This window comes from Pseudomonas sp. GL_103, assembly GCF_057835175.1.
The window spans coordinates 4,723,802-4,744,525 of sequence record NZ_CM174420.1; the positions used below are offsets into that span (position 1 = coordinate 4,723,802).

21 protein-coding genes are annotated in these 20,724 nt (G+C 61.0%); 2 read left to right on the forward strand and 19 right to left on the reverse strand.

Annotated elements, in window-relative coordinates:
* The 8 genes from pabC to AC3IP0_RS21140 all read right to left on the reverse strand — a co-directional run bounded on the left by pabC (position 1) and on the right by AC3IP0_RS21140 (position 6,163).
* On the reverse strand, positions 1-816 hold the full coding sequence (gene pabC, locus AC3IP0_RS21105; RefSeq protein ID WP_489316873.1) for an aminodeoxychorismate lyase: 816 nt from the start codon (positions 814-816) through the stop codon (positions 1-3).
* Positions 816-2,060 carry a beta-ketoacyl-ACP synthase II gene (fabF, locus tag AC3IP0_RS21110; protein ID WP_150717480.1) on the reverse strand — a complete coding sequence of 415 codons (1,245 nt, stop codon included), beginning with the start codon at positions 2,058-2,060 and terminating at the stop codon, positions 816-818. Before fabF ends, pabC begins: the two co-directional genes overlap by 1 nt.
* A 110-nt stretch (positions 2,061-2,170) precedes the next feature.
* Positions 2,171-2,407, reverse strand: coding sequence for an acyl carrier protein (acpP, locus tag AC3IP0_RS21115; protein ID WP_003175607.1), 237 nt, complete (start codon positions 2,405-2,407; stop codon positions 2,171-2,173).
* 196 nt (positions 2,408-2,603) lie between these two features.
* Positions 2,604-3,344 carry a 3-oxoacyl-ACP reductase FabG gene (gene fabG / locus AC3IP0_RS21120; protein ID WP_007987168.1) on the reverse strand — a complete coding sequence of 247 codons (741 nt, stop codon included), beginning with the start codon at positions 3,342-3,344 and terminating at the stop codon, positions 2,604-2,606.
* 16 nt (positions 3,345-3,360) lie between these two features.
* On the reverse strand, positions 3,361-4,299 hold the full coding sequence (fabD, locus tag AC3IP0_RS21125; RefSeq protein ID WP_489316874.1) for an ACP S-malonyltransferase: 939 nt from the start codon (positions 4,297-4,299) through the stop codon (positions 3,361-3,363).
* A gap of 125 nt (positions 4,300-4,424) precedes the next feature.
* Positions 4,425-5,435 carry a phosphate acyltransferase PlsX gene (plsX, locus tag AC3IP0_RS21130; protein ID WP_489325798.1) on the reverse strand — a complete coding sequence of 337 codons (1,011 nt, stop codon included), beginning with the start codon at positions 5,433-5,435 and terminating at the stop codon, positions 4,425-4,427.
* Positions 5,436-5,439: 4 nt separating this feature from the next.
* Positions 5,440-5,622 (reverse strand): 50S ribosomal protein L32, encoded by a 183-nt coding sequence (gene rpmF, locus AC3IP0_RS21135; RefSeq protein ID WP_003179396.1) that lies wholly within the window; start codon positions 5,620-5,622, stop codon positions 5,440-5,442.
* Positions 5,623-5,635: 13 nt separating this feature from the next.
* Complete coding sequence (locus tag AC3IP0_RS21140; RefSeq protein ID WP_008050439.1) at positions 5,636-6,163, reverse strand: YceD family protein; 528 nt, start codon at positions 6,161-6,163, stop codon at positions 5,636-5,638.
* Between the two features lie 105 nt (positions 6,164-6,268).
* On the opposite strand from AC3IP0_RS21140, the gene AC3IP0_RS21145 reads away from it, so the two are divergent.
* Positions 6,269-6,847 carry a Maf family protein gene (locus AC3IP0_RS21145; protein WP_489325799.1) on the forward strand — a complete coding sequence of 193 codons (579 nt, stop codon included), beginning with the start codon at positions 6,269-6,271 and terminating at the stop codon, positions 6,845-6,847.
* Between the two features lie 87 nt (positions 6,848-6,934).
* On the opposite strand, the gene AC3IP0_RS21150 is transcribed toward AC3IP0_RS21145, so the two are convergent.
* Genes AC3IP0_RS21150 through rluC form a run of 3 tightly spaced genes read right to left on the reverse strand, consistent with a single transcriptional unit; the run spans position 6,935 to position 9,560 of the window.
* The gene (locus AC3IP0_RS21150; RefSeq protein ID WP_489316877.1) at positions 6,935-7,924 is read right to left on the reverse strand and encodes a S49 family peptidase; all 990 of its coding nucleotides are present in this window, start codon (positions 7,922-7,924) and stop codon (positions 6,935-6,937) included.
* Between the two features lie 24 nt (positions 7,925-7,948).
* Positions 7,949-8,611 carry an HAD-IA family hydrolase gene (locus AC3IP0_RS21155; RefSeq protein ID WP_489325801.1) on the reverse strand — a complete coding sequence of 221 codons (663 nt, stop codon included), beginning with the start codon at positions 8,609-8,611 and terminating at the stop codon, positions 7,949-7,951.
* On the reverse strand, positions 8,598-9,560 hold the full coding sequence (gene rluC, locus AC3IP0_RS21160; RefSeq protein ID WP_151214580.1) for a 23S rRNA pseudouridine(955/2504/2580) synthase RluC: 963 nt from the start codon (positions 9,558-9,560) through the stop codon (positions 8,598-8,600). The genes AC3IP0_RS21155 and rluC overlap by 14 nt, the downstream gene beginning before the upstream one ends.
* Before the next feature lie 701 nt (positions 9,561-10,261).
* Here rluC and rne point away from each other — a divergent pair.
* Entirely contained in the window at positions 10,262-13,492 is a 3,231-nt protein-coding gene (rne, locus tag AC3IP0_RS21165; protein ID WP_489325802.1) for a ribonuclease E, read from the forward strand.
* Positions 13,493-13,677: 185 nt separating this feature from the next.
* Here rne and AC3IP0_RS21170 read toward each other — a convergent pair whose 3' ends face one another.
* The 8 genes from AC3IP0_RS21170 to AC3IP0_RS21205 form a co-directional block, all read right to left on the reverse strand.
* Positions 13,678-14,274, reverse strand: a complete 597-nt coding sequence (locus tag AC3IP0_RS21170; RefSeq protein WP_489325803.1) for a nucleotidyltransferase family protein — start codon at positions 14,272-14,274, stop codon at positions 13,678-13,680.
* The gene (locus tag AC3IP0_RS21175) at positions 14,271-15,254 is read right to left on the reverse strand and encodes an XdhC family protein (protein ID WP_489316881.1); all 984 of its coding nucleotides are present in this window, start codon (positions 15,252-15,254) and stop codon (positions 14,271-14,273) included. Before AC3IP0_RS21175 ends, AC3IP0_RS21170 begins: the two co-directional genes overlap by 4 nt.
* A complete protein-coding gene (locus tag AC3IP0_RS21180) occupies positions 15,254-17,575 on the reverse strand; it encodes a xanthine dehydrogenase family protein molybdopterin-binding subunit (RefSeq protein ID WP_489325805.1) in 2,322 nt (773 codons plus the stop codon). The genes AC3IP0_RS21175 and AC3IP0_RS21180 overlap by 1 nt, the downstream gene beginning before the upstream one ends.
* Complete coding sequence (locus AC3IP0_RS21185) at positions 17,572-18,042, reverse strand: (2Fe-2S)-binding protein (RefSeq protein WP_489325806.1); 471 nt, start codon at positions 18,040-18,042, stop codon at positions 17,572-17,574. Before AC3IP0_RS21185 ends, AC3IP0_RS21180 begins: the two co-directional genes overlap by 4 nt.
* 241 nt (positions 18,043-18,283) lie before the next feature.
* Positions 18,284-19,303, reverse strand: coding sequence for a UDP-N-acetylmuramate dehydrogenase (murB, locus tag AC3IP0_RS21190; RefSeq protein WP_489325807.1), 1,020 nt, complete (start codon positions 19,301-19,303; stop codon positions 18,284-18,286).
* A complete protein-coding gene (locus AC3IP0_RS21195) occupies positions 19,300-19,764 on the reverse strand; it encodes a low molecular weight protein-tyrosine-phosphatase (protein ID WP_347908273.1) in 465 nt (154 codons plus the stop codon). The genes murB and AC3IP0_RS21195 overlap by 4 nt, the downstream gene beginning before the upstream one ends.
* Positions 19,764-20,528 carry a 3-deoxy-manno-octulosonate cytidylyltransferase gene (gene kdsB / locus AC3IP0_RS21200; protein WP_489325808.1) on the reverse strand — a complete coding sequence of 255 codons (765 nt, stop codon included), beginning with the start codon at positions 20,526-20,528 and terminating at the stop codon, positions 19,764-19,766. Before kdsB ends, AC3IP0_RS21195 begins: the two co-directional genes overlap by 1 nt.
* Complete coding sequence (locus AC3IP0_RS21205; RefSeq protein WP_003179363.1) at positions 20,525-20,710, reverse strand: Trm112 family protein; 186 nt, start codon at positions 20,708-20,710, stop codon at positions 20,525-20,527. The genes kdsB and AC3IP0_RS21205 overlap by 4 nt, the downstream gene beginning before the upstream one ends.
* Between the last annotated feature and the right edge of the window lie 14 nt (positions 20,711-20,724).

Genomic DNA, 20,724 nt, shown 5'->3' on the forward strand with positions numbered 1-20,724 from the left:
TCAAGCATCCAGTAGCACACGGGCAATGGTTTGGAGTTTACGGGTGAGCGGCCCAACCGGCCAGTGAAGAGCAGCATAGGCGCGCACCGGCCAGATACCATACACGCTGTTGCAGACAAAGACTTCGTCAGCCCATTGCAGCTGTTCGAGGGGGATATCGGTGATTTGCGTGGGGATTCCCAGCGACTTGGCTTGAAACAATATTTCGGCGCGCATCACGCCTGCCACTCCGCAGCGCTTGAGGTCAGCGGTGATGAGCACGCCATCACGCACCAGGAACAAGTTACTGAACACACCTTCAATCACGCGCCCGGCCTGATCGAGCATCAAGCCTTCGGCATGCTCGGTGTCCTGCCATTCGGCACGAGCGAGGACTTGTTCAAGACGATTCAGGTGCTTGAGGCCGGCCAGTAATGGCTGCCTGGACAATCGCGTGGTGCAAGGAAACAGACGAACACCCTGCTCACCATGCGCGGCAGGATAAGCCGCAGGTGGATTGCCTTGCAGAATGCGTCGGGCCTGGGCCGAAGGATCGGGGGCGTAACCGCGCAGACCGTCGCCACGGGTGAGGATGAGCTTGAGCACCCCGTCACCCAGTGCCGCGGCATAGGCCAGCAGTTCGCTGCGGATCAGCTCATGCTCGGCTGTTATCGCCAGACGCGAGCAGCCGTCCGCCAGACGCGACAGATGCCGGTCCAGCAACACGGGCTGCCCGTTGCGCACGGCGATGGTCTCGAACAGACCATCGCCATAAGCCAGGCCGCGATCCTTCAGCGACAAAGCGTCAGCCGGCTGACCGTCGACCCAGCTGTCCATCAGCCTGCGAACCGGCGGAACACCAGCGAGCCGTTGGTGCCGCCAAAACCGAAGGAGTTTGAAACGACCACATCGATATCCATGTTGCGCGCCGTGTGCGGCACGAAATCGAGGTCGCAGCCTTCGTCCGGCTCATCGAGGTTGATGGTCGGCGGTGCCACCTGGCCGTTGATTGCCAGCACGCTGAAGATCGCCTCGACCGCGCCCGCCGCACCCAGCAGGTGACCGGTCATGGACTTGGTGGAACTGACGGCCAGCTTGTAGGCGTGCTCGCCGAACACCGACTTGATCGCATTGACTTCGGCCAGGTCGCCTGCCGGAGTCGAGGTGCCGTGGGCGTTGATGTACTGCACTTGATCGCCATTGATTTTGGCATCGCGCAGTGCATTGGTGATGCAACGCGCTGCTCCTGCGCCATCGGCTGGCGGCGAGGTCATGTGGTAGGCATCGCCACTGGTGCCGAAGCCGATCAGCTCGGCGTAGATGGTCGCGCCACGTGCCTTGGCGTGCTCGAGTTCTTCCAGCACCAGCGCACCGGCACCATTGGACAATACAAAGCCATCGCGGCCCTTGTCCCATGGACGGCTGGCGCGGGTCGGCTCGTCGTTGCGGGTCGACAGCGCGCGGGAGGCACCGAAGCCGCCCATGCCCAGACCGCAGGCCGCCATCTCGGCGCCGCCGGCAATCATCACGTCGGCTTCGTCGTACATGATGTTGCGGGCTGCCATGCCAATGCAGTGTGTACCGGTGGTACAGGCCGTGGCGATGGCGTAGTTAGGCCCCTGTGCACCGAGGTGGATGGACAGGAAACCGGAAATCATATTGATGATCGAGCCTGGCACGAAGAACGGAGAGATCCGTCGTGGGCCGGTCTCGTGCAGCGTGCGGGCGGTTTCTTCGATATTGGTCAGACCGCCAATACCCGAGCCCATGGCCACGCCGATACGCTCACGGTTGGCGTCAGTGACTTCCAGACCGGAATTGCGTACCGCCTGAAAACCTGCGGCCAGACCGTATTGAATGAACAGGTCGAGCTTGCGGGCTTCCTTGACCGACAGGTATTCCTCGACATTGAAGTCCTTTACCGAGCCGCCAAAACGGGTGGAATAGGCAGAAAGGTCGGTGTGTTCGATCAGACCAATGCCACTGCGGCCAGCCAGAATGCCCTGCCAACTGCTCGGCACATCCGTGCCCAGTGGCGACAACATACCCATACCGGTGACTACGACGCGTCTACGCGACACAGCACTCTCCTTTTTTTCAAATGACGACTTTGCATCAGGCCTAAAGAAAAAACCGCACGCCATGATGGCAGTGCGGTTTTTCCATGACAGCGAGCAACGATTACAAACTATTACGCCTGGTGGCTAGTAACGTAGTCGATTGCAGCTTGTACAGTAGTGATCTTCTCGGCTTCTTCGTCAGGGATTTCGGTCTCGAATTCCTCTTCCAGAGCCATCACCAGCTCAACGGTGTCAAGGGAGTCGGCACCCAGGTCTTCAACGAAGGAAGCAGTGTTGACCACTTCTTCTTCTTTAACGCCCAGTTGCTCAGCAACGATTTTCTTGACGCGCTCTTCGATGGTGCTCATACCTTGTTTTCACTCCTAATGGACAAATTCAGGCAGCTGGCCAGTGGGTAAGTGTATAGAAAGGCTTTTCAGCTTTTCAACTGAAAGCTTCACTCCTCGAACCCGGTGACCCTCTGCCTATAAATAGATTGCAGCTTTATAACGGATTTTAGACAGCTCGTATGACATTTTTTTGAAGCAATCCGTCACATTTGAATTACATGTACATCCCGCCGTTCACCGGGATTGTAGCTCCGGTAACGTAAGCCGCACCGTCCGACGCAAGAAAAGCGACCACGGACGCGATCTCTTGGGCCTGCCCCAGACGACCCAGCGGAATCTGCGTCTGCAAGGCTTCACGCTGCGCCTCGGGCAGTTCACGGGTCATATCGGTATCGATGAACCCAGGGGCCACCGAGTTTACCGTAATCGAACGCGAACCGACTTCACGCGCCAGAGCACGACTGAAACCTTCCAGACCGGCCTTGGCGGCAGCGTAGTTTACTTGGCCTGCGTTGCCCATGGCACCCACAACCGAGCCAATACTGATAATTCGGCCCCAACGGGCTTTGGTCATGCCGCGCAAAACGCCCTTGGACAGGCGGAACAGACTGTTCAGATTGGTATCGACAACGTCGTGCCACTCGTCGTCTTTCATGCGCATCATCAGGTTATCGCGGGTGATACCGGCATTATTGACCAGAATCGCCGGCGCACCGAACTGCTCCTGAATGCTCGCCAGAACACTTGCCACGGACTCGTCGCTGGTGACATTGAGTTCCAGGCCGGTGCCCTGAATACCGTTTTCCTTCAGGGTCGCGGCAATGCGTTCAGCACCCGACGCGGAGGTCGCGGTACCCACAACGATGGCGCCCTGACGACCCAGTTCCAGGGCGATGGCCTGGCCGATGCCACGGCTTGCACCGGTGACCAGTGCAACTTTACCTTGCAGACTCATGCAAGCTTCTCCTGATTCAGGCCAACGCTGCACGGGCGGCAGCGAAAGCGTCTGGGGTATTGAGGTTGGATGTCGACACGCCTTCGGCGCAACGTTTGTTCAGACCGGCCAGCACTTTGCCCGGGCCACACTCGACCAGGTTGGTCGCGCCCTTGGCGGCCAGCGCCTGGACCGATTCAACCCAGCGTACTGGCTTGTACAGTTGCTCGAGCAAATCGCGCTTGAGGGTTTCCAGATCGGCCGGCACTTGGGCACTGACGTTCTGCACCACAGGAATCTGCGGGACCTGCCAGTCGATCGCGGCGATCGACTCGGCGAAACGCTCGGCCGCCGGACGCATCAGCTCGCAGTGCGACGGCACGCTGACCGGCAACGGCATGGCGCGCTTGGCACCACGCGCCTTGCAGCCTTCGATGGCGCGCTCGACGGCAGCCTTGGCACCGGCGATGACCACCTGGCCCGGCGAGTTGAAATTGACCGCGCTGACCACTTCGCCTTGCGCCGCTTCGGCACAGGCTGCCAGTACGTCGGCATCGTCCAGACCCAGGATGGCGGCCATGCCACCCTGCCCGGCCGGAACGGCTTCCTGCATCAACTGGCCACGACGCTCGACGAGTTTCACCGCATCGCCCAGGCTCAGACTGCCTGCCGCGACCAGCGCGCTGTATTCACCCAGGCTGTGCCCGGCAACGTAAGCCGGGCGCGCGCCACCTTCGGCCAGCCACAGACGCCACAGGGCGATAGAGGCGGTCAGAATGGCCGGCTGGGTTTTATCGGTTTGATTGAGTTGCTCTTCCGGCCCTTGCTGGGTCAGTGCCCACAGGTCGTAACCCAGTGCATCGGAAGCTTCTTTGAATGTTTCAAGGACAACCGGATGTTGCGTGCCCAGCTCGGCCAGCATGCCGAGGGACTGCGAACCCTGTCCTGGAAAGACGAATGCGAGGGAAGCAGACATGTAACAAGCCCCTAATGATCTTGTCGTCGGAGAGTTGGCGCCCCGCTTCGGGGACGCAAGAAACTGACAGTTGGATGGCCCATCGAACCAAGCGGTCACATTTAAGCATTGTCCGACGAAAACGCCTAAAGCAACAAATCCTCCAGACGACCGTGCAGGCGTTCGGGAAGATTCTCCTGAATCTCGATCAAGGCGCGCTGAATGGCACTCTGAAACCCCTGGACCCCGGCAGAACCGTGGCTTTTCACCACAATGCCCTGCAAGCCGAGAAAGCTCGCGCCGTTGTGTCGGGCAGGCGCCAGATCGGCCTGCAGCCGCTTCATCAAGGGCAGTGCCAGCGCACCGACCACCCGAGTGGCCACGTTCTTTCTGAACAACGCCTCGATGCGCCCGGCAATCATGGTCGCCAGACCTTCGCTGGACTTGAGCAGGATGTTGCCGACAAAACCGTCACACACCACCACATCCGCTTCGCCACGGTACAAACCGTCGCCCTCGATAAAACCGATGTAATTGATGCCACGGGCGCCTTGCAACAAAGTCGCTGCCAACTTGACCTGTTGATTGCCCTTGATGTCTTCGGTGCCGATGTTCAGCAATGCCACCCGAGGACGCGCTATGCCCAGGGTTTCCGCCGCGACCGAGCCCATGACCGCAAACTGCAGCAGATGCTCGGCACTGCAATCGACGTTGGCGCCCAGGTCGAGCAATTGGCAATAACCCTTCTGTGTCGGAATTGCCGCCACCATGGCCGGACGGTCAATGCCGGGCAGGGTCTTGAGCACGAACCGCGACAACGCCATCAACGCACCGGTATTGCCGGCACTGACACAGGCCTGGACCTTGCCGTCACGCAACAACTCAAGCGCCACGCGCATCGACGAGTCGGGCTTGCCACGCAGGGCCTGGGCCGGTTTTTCGTCCATGGTGATGACTTCGGACGCTGGGGCAATCGACAGGCGCGCGCGATCCACAGCCAGATGGCCAGCGATCAATTCTTCAAGTAGGGAGGGTTGACCGACGAGGGTCAGGTGCAGCGAGGGTGTGGCAGACAGGCAAGCAAGGCTGGCCTGAACAATGCTGCGGGGACCGAAGTCCCCGCCCATTGCGTCAATCGCGATGACTTGAGCGGACAAGTGATTACTCGTCAGCGCCCTTGTCGATCACTTTACGGCCACGGTATACGCCTTCTGGCGATACGTGGTGACGCAGGTGAACTTCACCGGTGGTTTTTTCTACAGACAGGGTGCTAGCCTCGAGAGCGTCGTGCGAACGGCGCATGTCACGGGCAGAGCGGGATTTTTTGTTCTGCTGAACAGCCATAATTGATTAACTCCTAAACGTTTGGGTCACGCTTTAACTGCGCCAATACACTGAACGGGTTGGACCGCGTTACCTCGTCCTCGCTCGGTTCGGGCTCATCGAGACCCGCCGGCTGCTGGCATTCTTCCGGATGATGAGCAGGCACAATGGGCAAGGCGAGCAGAAGCTCCTCCTCGATCAGTGACTGCAGATCCAAAGGATCTTCGCCCAGTTCCAGCACGTCATAACCTTTCGGCAACGACTGGGTATTCGCACCCTCCTTCACCACAGCGTAACTGCATTCGCTGTGGATCGGCAGGGTGACCAGCTCAAGACAACGCTGGCAAACCATTTTGACTTCAGTGTCGATAAAGCTGTGGATGACCACAGATTTACGTTCATCTCGTTCAAAAACGAATTTAGCCTGCACCGTACCGACATTGTCGGAAAGCGGGTCGCAGAGTCTCTCCAAATCGGCCAGCAGCATTTCACCTTGAAGGGTGGTGCCACGATCAGCCAATTTGCGCGGGTCAACGTGAGGTGGAATCGGGTCATTCAACATAGGCGCAGCATTATAGGGATGCACCCGCCCATGTCAAAGGAAATTCAGCCCTGTCCGTCACTTGCAAGCCTCGCTAGAATTCGCACCTGCCTTCTGGAGATGCGCATGCTGCCTTTATTACTCGCTTCTGGCTCGGTCTATCGCCGGGAATTGCTGACCCGCCTGCAGCTGCCTTTCACTTGCAGCTCGCCGGATATCGACGAAAGCCATCGCCCGGGCGAATCCGCCATCGAGTTGGTCAAGCGCCTCGCCGAAGAGAAAGCGCGCGCCCTGGCCGACAGCCATACCGCTCATCTGATAATCGGCTCCGACCAGGTTGCCGTGCTGGAAAACCGGATTATCGGCAAGCCCCATACGTTCGAAAAAGCCCGCGAACAACTGCTGGCCGCCAGCGGTGCCAGCGTGACGTTCCTGACCGGCCTGGCCCTGCTCAACAGCCAGACAGGACACTGCCAGGTCGATTGCGTGCCGTTCACCGTACACATGCGCAAACTCGACGCACCCCGCATCGAACGCTACCTGCGCGCCGAGCAACCCTACGACTGCGCAGGCAGCTTCAAGGCCGAGGGGCTGGGGGTGAGCCTGTTTCGCAGTACCGAGGGACCTGACGCCACCAGCCTGATCGGCCTGCCGCTGATTCGCCTGATCGACATGTTGTTGGCCGAAGGCGTGCAAATACCCTGATAGCAAAAGATCGCAGCCTTCGGCAGCTCCTACATGAATTAGCGTGGGAGCTGCCGCAGGCTGCGATCTTTTGACCTTAAGGCCGGATCAGCGCAGCGACGGACCGTTAAAGCCCATCCACATCGCCAAATGCTCAGCTACGCTGGCACCGAGCTTTTTCGAGAAGCGATCGAATGGCGACTCCTGAACGGTAAAGTCCACCAGTTCTTTCTCGCCGATCACATCCCGCGCAACCGAACTGGCGTTACCCAACCCATCGATCAACCCCAGCGTCAGCGCCTGCTCGCCGGACCAGACCAGGCCGGAGAACAGCTCCGGATGCTCCTTGTCCTTCAGGCGATCGCCACGCCCCTGCTTGACGCTGTTGATGAACTGTTTGTGGGTCGTATCGAGCACGCCCTGCCAGAAGGCGGTTTCTTCCGGCTTCTGTGGCTGGAACGGATCGAGGAACGACTTGTGCTCGCCAGAGGTGTAGGTGCGACGCTCGACGCCCAGCTTCTCCATGGTGCCGACAAAACCATAACCGGCTGCCGTCACACCGATGGAGCCGACCAGGCTCGCCTTGTCGGCGTAGATCTGATCTGCCGCGCTGGCGATGTAGTAAGCACCGGAAGCCCCAAGATCGGAAATGACCGCATACAGCTTGGTGTCCGGGTGCAGGCCGCGCAGACGACGGATCTCGTCATAAACATAACCCGACTGCACCGGACTGCCGCCCGGGCTGTTGATGCGCAGGATGACGCCCTTGACCTTCTTGTCCTCGAAAGCCGCGCGCAGGCTGCCAACGATATTGTCTGCGCTGGCCGGCTCCTTGTCGGCAATCATGCCTGTCACGTCGATCAACGCCGTGTAATTGGCACTGAGGGTAGCGGCCTTTTCCATATCCATCAGCGGCGAAAACAGGGCAATTGCGCCGAACAGATACACAAAAGTCAGAGACTTGAAGAATATCCCCCAGCGACGGGACCGGCGCTGCTCCTGCACGCCGGCCAGCAGGGTCTTTTCCAGCAGCTTCCAGCTCTTGTCGTCACCGCTCTCTGCGCTCGCCTTGGCGGGCGCCTTCCATTCGTCGGTCATGCCATCCACCCCAAAAACAACCGGTTAAGCCCGCTGACTCAGCCAGGCATGCAATTCTGAAAAACGGTCGATGGCCAGTCGCGGCTCATACAACTTCAACGCATCGATCGATTGAGCGCCATAACTGACAGCCACCGAGCCCATGCCGGCGTTGCGCGCCATCTGCAGATCAAAGGACGAATCACCGACCATCAACGCCTGCTCCGGGCGAACCTCGCAATGCGCGAGAATTTGTTCGAGCATCAGCGGATGAGGCTTGCTGGCGGTCTCGTCGGCGGCGCGAGTGATATCGAAGTAATTCTCCCAGCCATGGGACTTCAACACCCGATCCAGCCCGCGACGGGCCTTGCCGGTCGCCACAGCCAGATGATAGCCCTCGGCACGAAACGCTTCGAGCGACTCGACCACACCTTCGAACAGCGGAGAAGGCACGGCCTCCGACGCAATGTAATGTTCAGCATAGTGCTCGCGGAACGCGATCAGCTCGGCGTCGTCGATTTCGGGATACAGGGTGCGGATCGCTTCCGGCAAGCCCAGGCCGATGATGCCCTTGACGGCCAGATCATCGCGCAGCTCAAAGCCGGAACGCTGCGAGGCAACGTGCATCGCCTCGACAATCCGGCCAATGGAATCAGCCAGGGTGCCGTCCCAATCAAAGATCAGCAGCTTGCAATCAGATGGGCGCACTCAATCGCTCCACGGTTTTGGCCCACATCTCGTCGACCGGCGCTTGCAGCTTCAGTTCACCGCCATCGGGAAGCGGCACGGTCAGCATGTAGGCATGCAGGAACAGGCGCTTGCCGCCCAGATCGCGGATTTCCTTACTGAAATCGTCATCGCCGTACTTGGTATCGCCGGCAATGCAGTGCCCAGCGTGCAACGTGTGGACGCGGATCTGGTGAGTGCGGCCGGTGATCGGCTTGGCTTCAATCAGGGTGGCAAAGTCGCCAAAGCGACGCAGGACCTTGAACACGGTCACAGACTCCTTGCCCTCCTCCTCGTCGACCTCGACCATACGCTCACCGGAGCGCAGATTGCTCTTACCGAGCGACGCTCGAACCTGCTTGATCGAGGACGCCCAGTTACCGCGAACCAGCGCCATATAGCGCTTATCAACGCCATCACCGCGCAAGGCTGTGTGCAAGTGACGCAGCATGCTGCGCTTCTTGGCAATCATCAGCAGGCCGGAGGTGTCACGGTCGAGACGATGAACCAGTTCGAGCTCCTTGCAATCGGGACGCAACTGACGAAAGGCTTCGATGACTCCGTAATTCAAGCCGCTGCCGCCGTGAACGGCGATGCCGCAAGGCTTGTTGATCACGATCAACGCCTTGTCTTCGAAGACAATCGAGGCTTCGAGCCGCTGCAGCAGGCCTTGTGCCAATGGCACCGGCTCGTCGCGCTCAGGCACGCGAACCGGCGGCACGCGCACGATGTCGCCCGCCTGCAGCTTGTACTCGGGCTTGATCCGACCTTTGTTCACGCGCACTTCGCCCTTGCGCAAAATGCGGTAAATCAAGGTCTTGGGCACGCCTTTGAGTCGGGCGAGAAGGAAATTATCAATGCGCTGGCCGGCATATTCCGGCGAGACCTCAAGCAGTTGTACGCCTGGAGTCGGGGGGGTAGTCGTCGTCATGGCGCGGATGATAACAATTTTTTATGGAATTGAAGCACTTAATCATTGCTGCTATAGTCGCGAACGTCGCCAAAAGCGGCCTGGACAGCGGACCAACGGTCAAAAACCGGCCCTGACCAACGCAATTCACCAGGACGCGAGGCCGTCCTACGGGGCTTTCGCTACGTAACGGTGGAGTTTGCAGGTGTAACGAGCGCAGGTGACATGAGGCCTGAATCACGCCACAAAGCAGAGTTTTCACTCGTTTTGCGAGCCATATTCACGGCCAGTTCACAAAGTGCAGTCAGCTGCGAATGACCCCGAGCGAAGGCATCGGAAACAACGCCTAAATTAGCCATGATGCGTGACCTCCCCTTTCGGAGCTCACGGTAAATGCCAACCCGCTGCGGATTCTGCGCGCGGCAGCACCCGAATTATCAGGGATACGTGTAGGGTGGAGATGCACAACCGCCGGACTGTGTAGCAACAGGCTTTCTCAAGACGCTTCATCTCGTCCACAGCCGCTGGTTGATTCCTCCTCCTGACTGAGTGCTTAAGTAGCCACAGCAAGCAGGACGCGTACGTCGCGATGAAGGCCCACATTGGCCGGACTTCGCTGGACACGGGAAATGGCCAACCACTCCCGACGCACCTGACACCGACCGTGAGAAGTCGTGTGTGCCGAACGCCGTTTCCGGCAGCCCGGAAACCGACGGTACTACATGAAAAGAATGCTGATTAACGCAACTCAACCCGAAGAGTTGCGTGTTGCACTGGTAGATGGCCAGCGCCTCTACGACCTGGACATCGAATCCGGTGCACGCGAGCAGAAGAAGGCCAACATCTATAAAGGCCGGATTACTCGCATCGAACCAAGCCTCGAGGCTGCCTTTGTCGATTTCGGCTCTGAGCGCCACGGCTTCCTGCCCCTCAAAGAAATCTCCCGCGAATACTTCAAGAAAGCCCCGGAAGGTCGCGTCAACATCAAGGACGTCCTGAGCGAAGGCCAGGAAGTCATCGTTCAGGTCGAAAAAGAAGAACGTGGCAACAAGGGCGCCGCCCTGACCACCTTCATCAGCCTGGCCGGTCGTTACCTGGTGCTGATGCCGAACAACCCGCGTGCCGGCGGTATCTCCCGTCGCATCGAAGGCGAAGAGCGCAACGAACTGCGTGAAGCCCTGAACGGCCTGGTTGCACCGGCCGACATGGGCCTGATCGTGCGCACTGCCGGCCTGGGCCGCAGCAGCGAAGAAATGCAGTGGGACCTCGACTACCTGCTGCAACTGTGGACCGCCATCAAGGAAGCCTCGCTGGACCGCGCCGCGCCGTTCCTGATCTACCAGGAAAGCAACGTGATCATCCGCGCGATCCGCGACTACCTGCGCCAGGACATCGGCGAAGTGCTGATCGACAGCGTTGAAGCCCAGGACGAAGCCCTGACCTTCATCCGCCAGGTGATGCCGCAGTACGCCAGCAAGATCAAGCTATACGAAGACAGCGTTCCGCTGTTCAACCGTTTCCAGATCGAAAGCCAGATCGAAACCGCTTTCCAGCGCGTTGTCGAATTGCCTTCCGGCGGTTCCATCGTTATCGATCCGACCGAAGCCCTGGTGTCCATCGACATCAACTCGGCGCGCGCCACCAAAGGCAGCGACATCGAAGAAACCGCACTGCAAACCAACCTTGAAGCGGCCGAGGAAATCGCCCGTCAGTTGCGCCTGCGCGACATCGGCGGCCTGATCGTCATCGACTTCATCGACATGACCCCTGCCAAGAACCAGCGCGCCGTGGAAGAGAAAGTCCGCGAATGCCTGGAAGCCGACCGCGCTCGCGTGCAAGTCGGTCGCATCTCGCGCTTCGGCCTGCTGGAAATGTCCCGTCAGCGCCTGCGTCCGTCCCTGGGCGAAAGCAGCGGCATCGTCTGCCCGCGTTGCAACGGCACCGGCATCATCCGTGACGTTGAATCGCTGTCCCTGGCGATCCTGCGCCTGATCGAAGAAGAAGCCCTGAAAGACCGTACCGCCGAAGTTCGTGCACAAGTGCCGATCCCGGTGGCTGCGTTCCTGCTCAACGAAAAACGCAACTCGATCACCAAGATCGAACTGCGCACCCGCGCCCGCATCGTCATCCTGCCGAACGATCACCTCGAGACGCCGCACTTCGAAGTGCAGCGCCTGCGTGATGACAGCCCGGAAGCCGCGACCAACCAGTCCAGCTACGAAATCGCCGCTGCCGCTGCCGAAGTCGAAGAAGTCCAGCCAGCCGCTGCGACCCGCACCCTGGTTCGCCAGGAAGCCGCGGTCAAGACTGCTCCGGCCCGCGCCAATGCTCCGGTTCCGACCGAAGTCGCAGCTCCGGCCCCTGCCCCGGTCGCCATACCGGAGCCAAGCCTGTTCAAAGGCCTGGTGAAGTCGCTGGTGAGCCTGTTCGCCACCAAGGAAGAACCTGTTGCTCCGACCGTGGTTGAAAAGCCTGCAACCACCGAGCGTCCGGCCCGCAACGAAGAGCGTCGCAACGGTCGCCAGCAGAGCCGCAACCGTAACGGTCGCCGCGATGAAGAGCGCAAGCCTCGCGAAGAACGTGCACCGCGTGAAGAACGCGCACCACGCGAGCCGCGTGAAGAGCGTCAGCCACGGGAAGTGCGCGAACCTCGCGAGACCCGCGAGGAAACGCCAGCGGTAGCCCGCGAAGAACGCGCACCACGCGCTCCTCGTGAAGAACGTGCACCGCGCGCTCCGCGTGAAGATCGCAAGCCACGTGGCGAGCGTGAAGAACGTGTTCGTGAACTGCGCGAACCTCTGGATGCCGCTCCGGCTGCTCCGGCCGCCGCTGCTACCGCTACGGCTGCTACCGCTGAAGAGCGTCCGGCTCGCCAGCCACGTGAAGAGCGCGCTCCACGCCCACCGCGTGAAGAACGTCAGCCACGAGCCGAACAAGCTGCCGCAGCTGCAACTGAAGAAGAACTGGTCACCAACGAAGAGCAACTGCAGGAAGACGGTCAGGAAGGCGCCGAAGGCGATCGTCCACGCCGCCGCTCCCGTGGCCAGCGTCGTCGCAGCAACCGTCGCGAGCGTCAGCGTGACGCCAACGGCAACGTGATCGAAGGTTCGGAAGAGTCCGAGTCCGGCGAAAACGCTGAAGCGCCAAGCACTGCCGATCTGGCCGCCGGCCTGGCTGTCACCGCAGCCGTTGCCAGCAGCGTGATCAGCGCTCCGGCCGAAGCTGAAGCCAACGTGCAAGCCGAACGCGCCACTGCCTCGACCCTGGAAGCAGCTCCGGTTGAAGCGCCAGTCGTTGAAGCGATCACACCGGTCGAAATCACCGCCTCGCCGGAAATCGAAGTGGCGCCAGCGCCAGAAGCTCAGCCTGCTGTTGAAGCGGCTGCCGAGCCAGCGCCAGTGGTAGAAGCACCTGCCCAGGCTGAAGAAGCGGTTGTTGAAACCGTGACTGAAACCGTGCGTGAAGCTCGCGAAGAGCAAACCGCATTCAATTGGGTTGCCGAGCCAGCCGTCGCTGAAACCGCTGCACCTGCCGCTGAAACCCCAGTGGCTGAAGCCATGGTTTCCGAGCCGGTGGTTGCCGCCGCAGAACCGGCTCCAGCGCCGGTGGTTGAAGCGCCAGTCGTTGAAGCTCCGGTCGTTGCCGAAGCACCCGCACCGGTGGTCGAAGCTGCTCCTGCCAGCGCCCTGACGCCAAGTGGCCGTGCGCCTAACGACCCACGTGAAGTGCGTCGTCGCAAGCGTGAAGCCGAGCGTCTGCAGAAGGAAGCTGAACTGGCTGCAGCTGCGGCTCCGGCTGAAGCGGTTGTCGCTGCCGAGCCTGCACCGGCTGCCGAAGTGGCTGCCGAGCCGGTTGAGTCGGTGATCCACGAAGCACCGCGCTCCGTTCAGGACGCGGTAGAGCAACACGAGCAAGCCCAGGAAAAAGAGCACGAGCCTAAACCTCTTGCCTGATTCCATCGGCCACTAAAAAGCCCCGCCTGGTGATCCCAGGCGGGGCTTTTTTTATATCCGGACTTCACAGCAACCCCTTGTGGGAGCGGGCTTGCTCGCGAAAGCGGTGGATCATCCAACATCTCAGTTGACTGCCAGTCAGTCTTCGCGAGCAAGCCCGCTCCCACAGGGGATCACCTCCGGAGCTACTTGAAGACCAGTGCCTGCGGCACATCCACATCCCACACCACACCAGGATCATCCACAATCACTTCAACCACCCGCCCCTGGGCGAACAGCGGCTTGGCGCCACGGTCCCCCGATAGCGCCATCAACCCCACCGCGAAGTCCCGTCCGAACCCGACCGGATGCCCGTACTCGCCGTCCTGCACGGGTACGCTGATACTGTCATCGCCAATACCCGCCACCACTTGCTCGATACTGGATGGCAGGATGAACGGCATATCCCCCAGCACCATCAACCAGCCATCGAGTTGCTTGCAGGCAGCGACTCCCGCGGCAATGCTGTCACCCATTCCCGTCGATTCGATCAGTACAATCTCGCAGCCATAGGCCTGAGCCATGCGAATCACTTGCGGGCGGTCAGCAGTGGTCACCAGTACGCGTTTGTCCAGCGTCGCCGGCAGGTTGACCAACGTGTGCTCGATGACGGACCGCACCACGCCGTCACGCCCGGTGCAATCGGCCACCAATTTATCCTTTTCGGCACCCGCGCCCGCCACCTGACGGAACCGGCTGCCCTGCCCCGCCGCCAGTACGATGACGACAATGGACTCGCTCATACGCTCTCCCGCAAGACTTTCTTCTGCTTCAGTTCGATGCCGTTTTTGACCGCCACGATTTCCGCCATGAGCGACAAGGCAATTTCCGCTGGATTATGACTGCCGATGTGCAATCCGATCGGACCATGCAAGCGGTCAATCGCCGATTGCGACAAACCCAGTTGAGCCAGGTTTTCCCGGCGCGTCTGGCTGTTGACCCGCGACCCCAGCGCCCCGACGTAAAAAGCCCTGGAATCCAGGGCCGTGAGCAGCGCCATGTCGTCCAGACGCGGATCATGGGTCAAGGCCACGATGGCCGTGCGTTCATCGGTCTGGATGTTCAATACCGCCTCATCCGGCATGCCCGAGACAAATCGTCCGTGCTGCTCCTCCCAGCCGTAGACGAACTCGCTACGCGGATCGCAAATCAGCACCTCGAAATCCAGCAGCCGGGCCATTTCCGCCACATAGCGCGACAGCTGCCCTGCGCCGATCAGCAGCAAGCGCCAGCGCGGGCCATAGATCGCCCGCAAGGTCTGTCCGTCGAACGTCAACACGTCAGCTTTACTGGCCGTCTGCAAAAGCACTTTGCCGGTGGTCAGGTTCAGTTCACGGGCGACGATTTCATGGGCCTCGCAACGGGCGAGCAAATGCTCGACCCAATCCCCATCGTCGATACGCTCCTCGGTCAAGCGCAGGGTGCCACCGCAGGGCAAGCCAAAACGTGCGGCTTCCTCGCGGGTCACGCCGTAGGTGATCAATTGCACCGGCGGCCCGTTAAGCGCAAGGCGCCCGTCGTGCAGGCGGGCGATCAAGTCATCTTCGACACACCCGCCCGAGACCGAACCAATCACCATGCCGTCTTCGCGCAAGGCCAGCATGGCGCCGGGTGCCCGGGGCGCGGTGCCCCAGGTTTCGACCACGCTGTACAACACCACCCGCTGACCGGCGCGATGCCATTGCAACACGCTGCGCAGGACATTCAGATCGGCGCTGTCCATCAGGCGCCGGCCTTTTGCCAGCCCGACAGCTGATAACGAACCGGCAGGTTGCGGATGCGTTTGCCCGTGGCAGCAAAGATCGCATTGCACAGTGCCGGTGCAATCGGTGGCACGCCCGGTTCACCCACACCGCCCAACGGCACGCTGCCCGGCGGCGTCACCAGATGCACCGCCACTTCTTTCGGTGCCAGGGACATGCGCGCCACTTCGTACATGTGGAAGTTATCCTGCTGGACCTTGCCGTCCTTGAAGCTGATTTCCCCCAGCACCGCATTACCCAGCCCCATGACGCAGGCGCCTTCGAATTGCGCACGAATCCGCTCGGGGTTGATCTGCGGACCGCAATCGACGGCGATGTCGGCCTTGTGCACCACCAGCGTACCGTCGTCCTTGACCTCTACCTCGATCACCGCCGCCACATACGTCACGAAGCTGTAATGCACCGCCAGGCCCAGACCGCGCCCCTTGGGCAACTCACGCCCCCAACCGGCGGCTTTGGCGGCGGTCTCCAGTACCGTGCGCAGGCGCGCGGTGTCGATCGGATAACGCTCGGGGGATTCGCCGTAGTTCCACTCTTCACTCAAGGTGCGCGGATCGATCTGACGGTCCGGGCCGAGCAATCTGATCTGGTACTTCAGCGGATCCTGCCCAGCCTTGTGCGCCAGTTCATCGATAAAACTCTGGATCGCGAAGCCATGGGGAATGTTCGACACCGAGCGATACCAACCCACCCGGGTATGCACCGTTGCCTCGGGGTTCTCCAGGCGAATGTTGGGGATCGCATATGCCATGTTGGTGAACCCCATGCCCAGTTCGAACGCTGCCTCATGGTTCATGCCCGGCGCAAACAACGCGGTGATGCTCGGCGCCACCGTACGGTGCAACCAGCCGGACGGCAGGCCATCCTTGTTCAGGCTGGCCTTGAGGTATTCGGCTGATACGGTGTGGAAGTAGGAACAGTGAATATCGTCTTCGCGGGTCCATTGCACCCGCACCGCTTTGCCGGGGAATTCCTTGGCGAGGATGGCGGCTTCGATGATGAAGTCAGGCTTGGACTTGCGCCCGAACCCGCCCCCCAGCAAGGTCACGTTAAAGGTGACTTTGTCGAACGGCAGACCCAGGCGTTCACCGATCCGTTCCCGGGTGACCTGCGGTGCCTGACTCGGTCCCCAGGCTTCACAGGCACCGTCCTTGAACCGCGCAATGGCGACCATCGGCTCCATCGGCGACTGTGACAGATGCGGCAAGTAGTAGGAGGCTTCCAGGGTGCTATCGGCGCTGCTCATGGCCTGGTCGATGTTGCCGGTATTGCGCACCACCTTGCCGGGCTTGAGCGAGGCGGCTTCGAGCTCCTTGCGATAGGCAATCGAGTCGTAGCTGGCGTTGGGGCCGTCGTCCCACTCGATTTTCAGCGCCTCGCGGCCCTTGATCGCCGCCCAGGTATTGCTCGCCACCACGGCGATGCCGCCCAGGGGTTGGAACTCCAAAGGCAAAGGCCGGCTTTCGATCTGCAGCACCTTGACCACGCCGGGGACTTTCATCGCCGCGCTGCCGTCGAAGCTTTTGACCTTGCCGCCATACACCGTGGGCCGCGCAATGGTCGCATACAGCATGCCGTCGAAATGCACGTCGGCGCCGTACACTGCACGACCGTTGACGATGTCTTCACCGTCAATGGCCTTGGTGCCTTCCTTGCCGATGTAACGGAATTGCGCGGGTTGCTTGAGCTTCAGGCTGTCGCGGGCCGGAACCGGCAAGGCGCCTGCGGCGGAGGCCAGGGCGCCATATCCGAGCTCGCGGCCGGACGGCTCATGGACAACCTTGTGCAATTGCGCATGGCATTCACCGACCGGCACTTTCCATTGCGCGGCGGCGGCCTGTTCGAGCATGGTCCGCGCGGCGGCACCGCAGCGACGCATCGGCTCGTACCAGTGACGCATGCTGCGCGAGCCGTCGGTGTCCTGGTTGCCGAAGCGCACTTCATCGCCGGGGGCCTGCTGCACCTTGACCATCGCCCAGTCGGCTTCCAGTTCATCGGCCACCACCATGGTCAAGCTGGTGCGCACGCCCTGGCCCATTTCCGAACGGTTGCAAACCACGGTCACTGTGCCATCAGCTGCGATGCTGACATACACCTTGGGATCATCGACCCAGCCGTGGGACATGCCGTCGGCGCCGAATTTCCTGTCTTTTACTTCGGCAAACGCGTCCTGCCAGCCCCAACTCGCGGCGACCACCAGCGCACCGGTCATCCCCACGCCCTTGAGAAAACCACGGCGACTGAGGTTGCTCAGGGCAAAATCATTCGGTAACCGGCTCATGCCTTGGCCTCCTTCAGGTGAGTGGAGGCCTGGCGGATCGCGGTCTTGATACGGTTATAGGTGCCGCAGCGGCAGATGTTGCCGACCATGGCTTCTTCGATCTGCTCGTCGCTCGGGTTCGGATTGATCTTGAGCAGTGCCGTCGCCGACATGATTTGCCCGCCCTGGCAGAAGCCGCATTGGGCAACCGCCGTGTCGAGCCAGGCTTGCTGCACGACTTTGCCGATCGGGTCGGCGTGCAAGTTGTCGATGGTGCTGACATTCTGCCCGACGACTGAACCGATGGGCGTGATGCAACTGCGTGCCGGCGCCCCTTCGATATGAATGGTGCAGGCGCCGCACAGGCCCATGCCGCAGCCGAATTTGGTGCCGTTGTAACCGGCCACGTCGCGGATCGCCCAGAGCAGCGGCATGTCCTCGGTGACGTCGAGTTGATGGTCTTGACCATTGAGTTTCAGGGTAATCATGGGCACGCCCGCATAGATCTTGAGTTATGGGGTCGAGCAATCTGCCGCTGGATCTCGGTGGGTCGCACGCAGATCGACTCAGGCTAATGGGCTCTCTTGTGCGGACGCAAAAGGTCTGCACCGGGCCTTTGGTGGAGCAAGAGTGTGCATCGTTAGCTGACTAAGTTAACCGAGCATTAACAAAAAAGCCCTGCACAATAAACATTGTGCAGGGCTTTTTGATCCGTCCTGGAAGCTTAGCTCAATAGCGGTTCGGCTCCATTTCCAAATCGACATGGAAACGCTCGGAAATGTCTTTCTGGATGCGCTGCGCCAGGTTCAGCAATTGCAGACCCGTTGCACCGCCATAGTTGACCAGCACCAGCGCCTGCAATTTATGCACGCCAGCATCAGCCTCACGGAAACCCTTCCACCCTGCCCGCTCGATCAGCCAACCGGCGGCCAGCTTCATCTGCCCGTCGGGTTGCGCATAGGCCACCAGGTCCGGGTATTCGCCCTTGAGCCGCGCAGCCAGCGCCGCCGGCACCAGAGGGTTCTTGAAGAAGCTGCCGGCATTGCCGAGTACGGCCGGGTCCGGGAGTTTTTCGTTGCGGATGCTGCAAATGGCCTGGCTGACATCGCTGGCGGTCGGATGCTCGATGCCTTGTTCGGTCAGGCGCTGACGCACCGGGCCGTATTCCAGGTGCAGATGCGCGGCGCGGTCGAGGGCGAAACGCACACGCAGGATCAACCAACGCCCCGGTTCCTGCTTGAACAGGCTGTCGCGGTAAGCGAAGTTGCACTCTTGCAGCGTGAAGTCGCGCAGTTCGCCGGTCTGGCGATCGAGGGCGGTCAGGCCGGCGAACACGTCCTTGATCTCGACGCCATAAGCGCCGATGTTCTGCATTGGCGCTGCGCCGACGGTGCCGGGAATCAGGCTGAGGTTTTCCAGGCCGGACAACCCCAGGGAGAGTGTGTGTTGCACAAATGGATGCCAGGGCTCGCCCGCCTCGGCCTCGATCACCACTTTGCCGCCCTCATCGCTCAGCACGCGAATCCCGCGAGTGGCCATGCGCAGCACCAGTGAATCAATATCCGCCGTCAGCAGCAGGTTGCTGCCGCCGCCGATCACCAGCACCGGGACCTTGTACTCCAGCCCGTAGGCCAGGGCTTCGCGCACATCGGCGTCGCTATGGGCTTCGGCAAACAGCCGGGCCTGGACATCCACGCCAAAGCTGTTGAACGGCTTGAGCGAAACCTGCGATTGAACCTGCAAACTCATAACCGTCCCTTCAATTCGATCACCAGCAAATCACTGGCGTGCTCGATCAGGTCCAGCACCTGCTCGAAGCCTTGCTCGCCGTCGTAATACGGATCCGGCACTTCATCGACTGGCGACTGATAGCGACGCAGGAACAGGTCGAGTTCGGCCTTGCCCTTGGCCGGTTGCAAGGCCTTGAGGTTGCGCAGGTTGCTGTTGTCCATCGCCAGGATCAGGTCGTAGGTGGCGAAATCGGCACGACTGACCTGTTGGGCGCGCTGGGCGGACAAGTCATAACCGCGCAGCTTCGCCGCGGCCTGACTGCGTTTGTCCGGCGCCTTGCCGACATGCCAGTCGCCAGTGCCGGCGGAGGCCACTTCAACCTGATCGGCCAAGCCGGCCTCACGCAGCTTATGCCGCAGCACGCCTTCGGCCGTGGGTGACCGGCAGATGTTGCCCAGGCAGACAAACAGAACCCGCATCACGCCTCCAGCAGGCGACGAACGCGCTCAAGGTCTTCAACGGTATCGACGCCGGCTGGCGGCGCGATCAGTGCGTCGGCGACGTGAATCCGCACGCCGTGCCACAGGGCACGAAGCTGTTCCAGGCACTCGGTGTTTTCCAGCCAGCATGGACCCCAGCTGACGAAATCCTGCAGGAAACCGGCGCGGTAGGCATAGATGCCGATATGACGGCGGTACGGCACACCTTCGGGCAACTGCTCGGGGTTCACGGCGAATGCATCCCGCGCCCAGGGCAAGGTGGAACGACTGAACGTCAGCGCCAGGCCATTGAGGTCGCTGACGACCTTGACCACGTTGGGGTTGAACAGGGTGTGCGCGTCTTCGATCGGCTCGGCCAGGGTGGCCATGCGCGCTTCGGCGTGGGCCGCCAGGTTGGCGGCGACCTGATCGATCACGCTCGGCGGGATCAGCGGTTCGTCGCCCTGGACATTGACCACGATGGCGTCAGGCGCCAGGCCCAGCTTCATCGCGACTTCGGCCAGGCGATCGGTGCCGGAGTTGTGATCTTCACGGGTGAGCACCACTTCGGCGCCAAAGCCTTTGCAGGCCTCGACGATGCGCGCGTCGTCGGTGGCCACCACCACCCGCTCGGCGCTGCTTTTGCTCGCCTGTTCCCAGACGTGCTGGATCATCGGCTTGCCGGCGATCAGCAGCATCGGCTTGCCCGGCAGGCGGGTTGAGGCGTAACGCGATGGAATGACGACGGTAAAGGCTGTGGTCATTTATCCAGGCGCTCGTCGGTGGTCAGGGTGCGCGCTTCGGATTCGAGCATCACCGGGATGCCGTCGCGAATCGGGTAGGCCAGGCCTGCACCCTTGCTGATCAGCTCGGTCTTGTCGGCGCTGAGCTTGAGCGGGCCTTTGCAGACCGGGCAAGCGAGGATATCGAGCAATTTGGTGTCCATGAGCATTCCCTGGA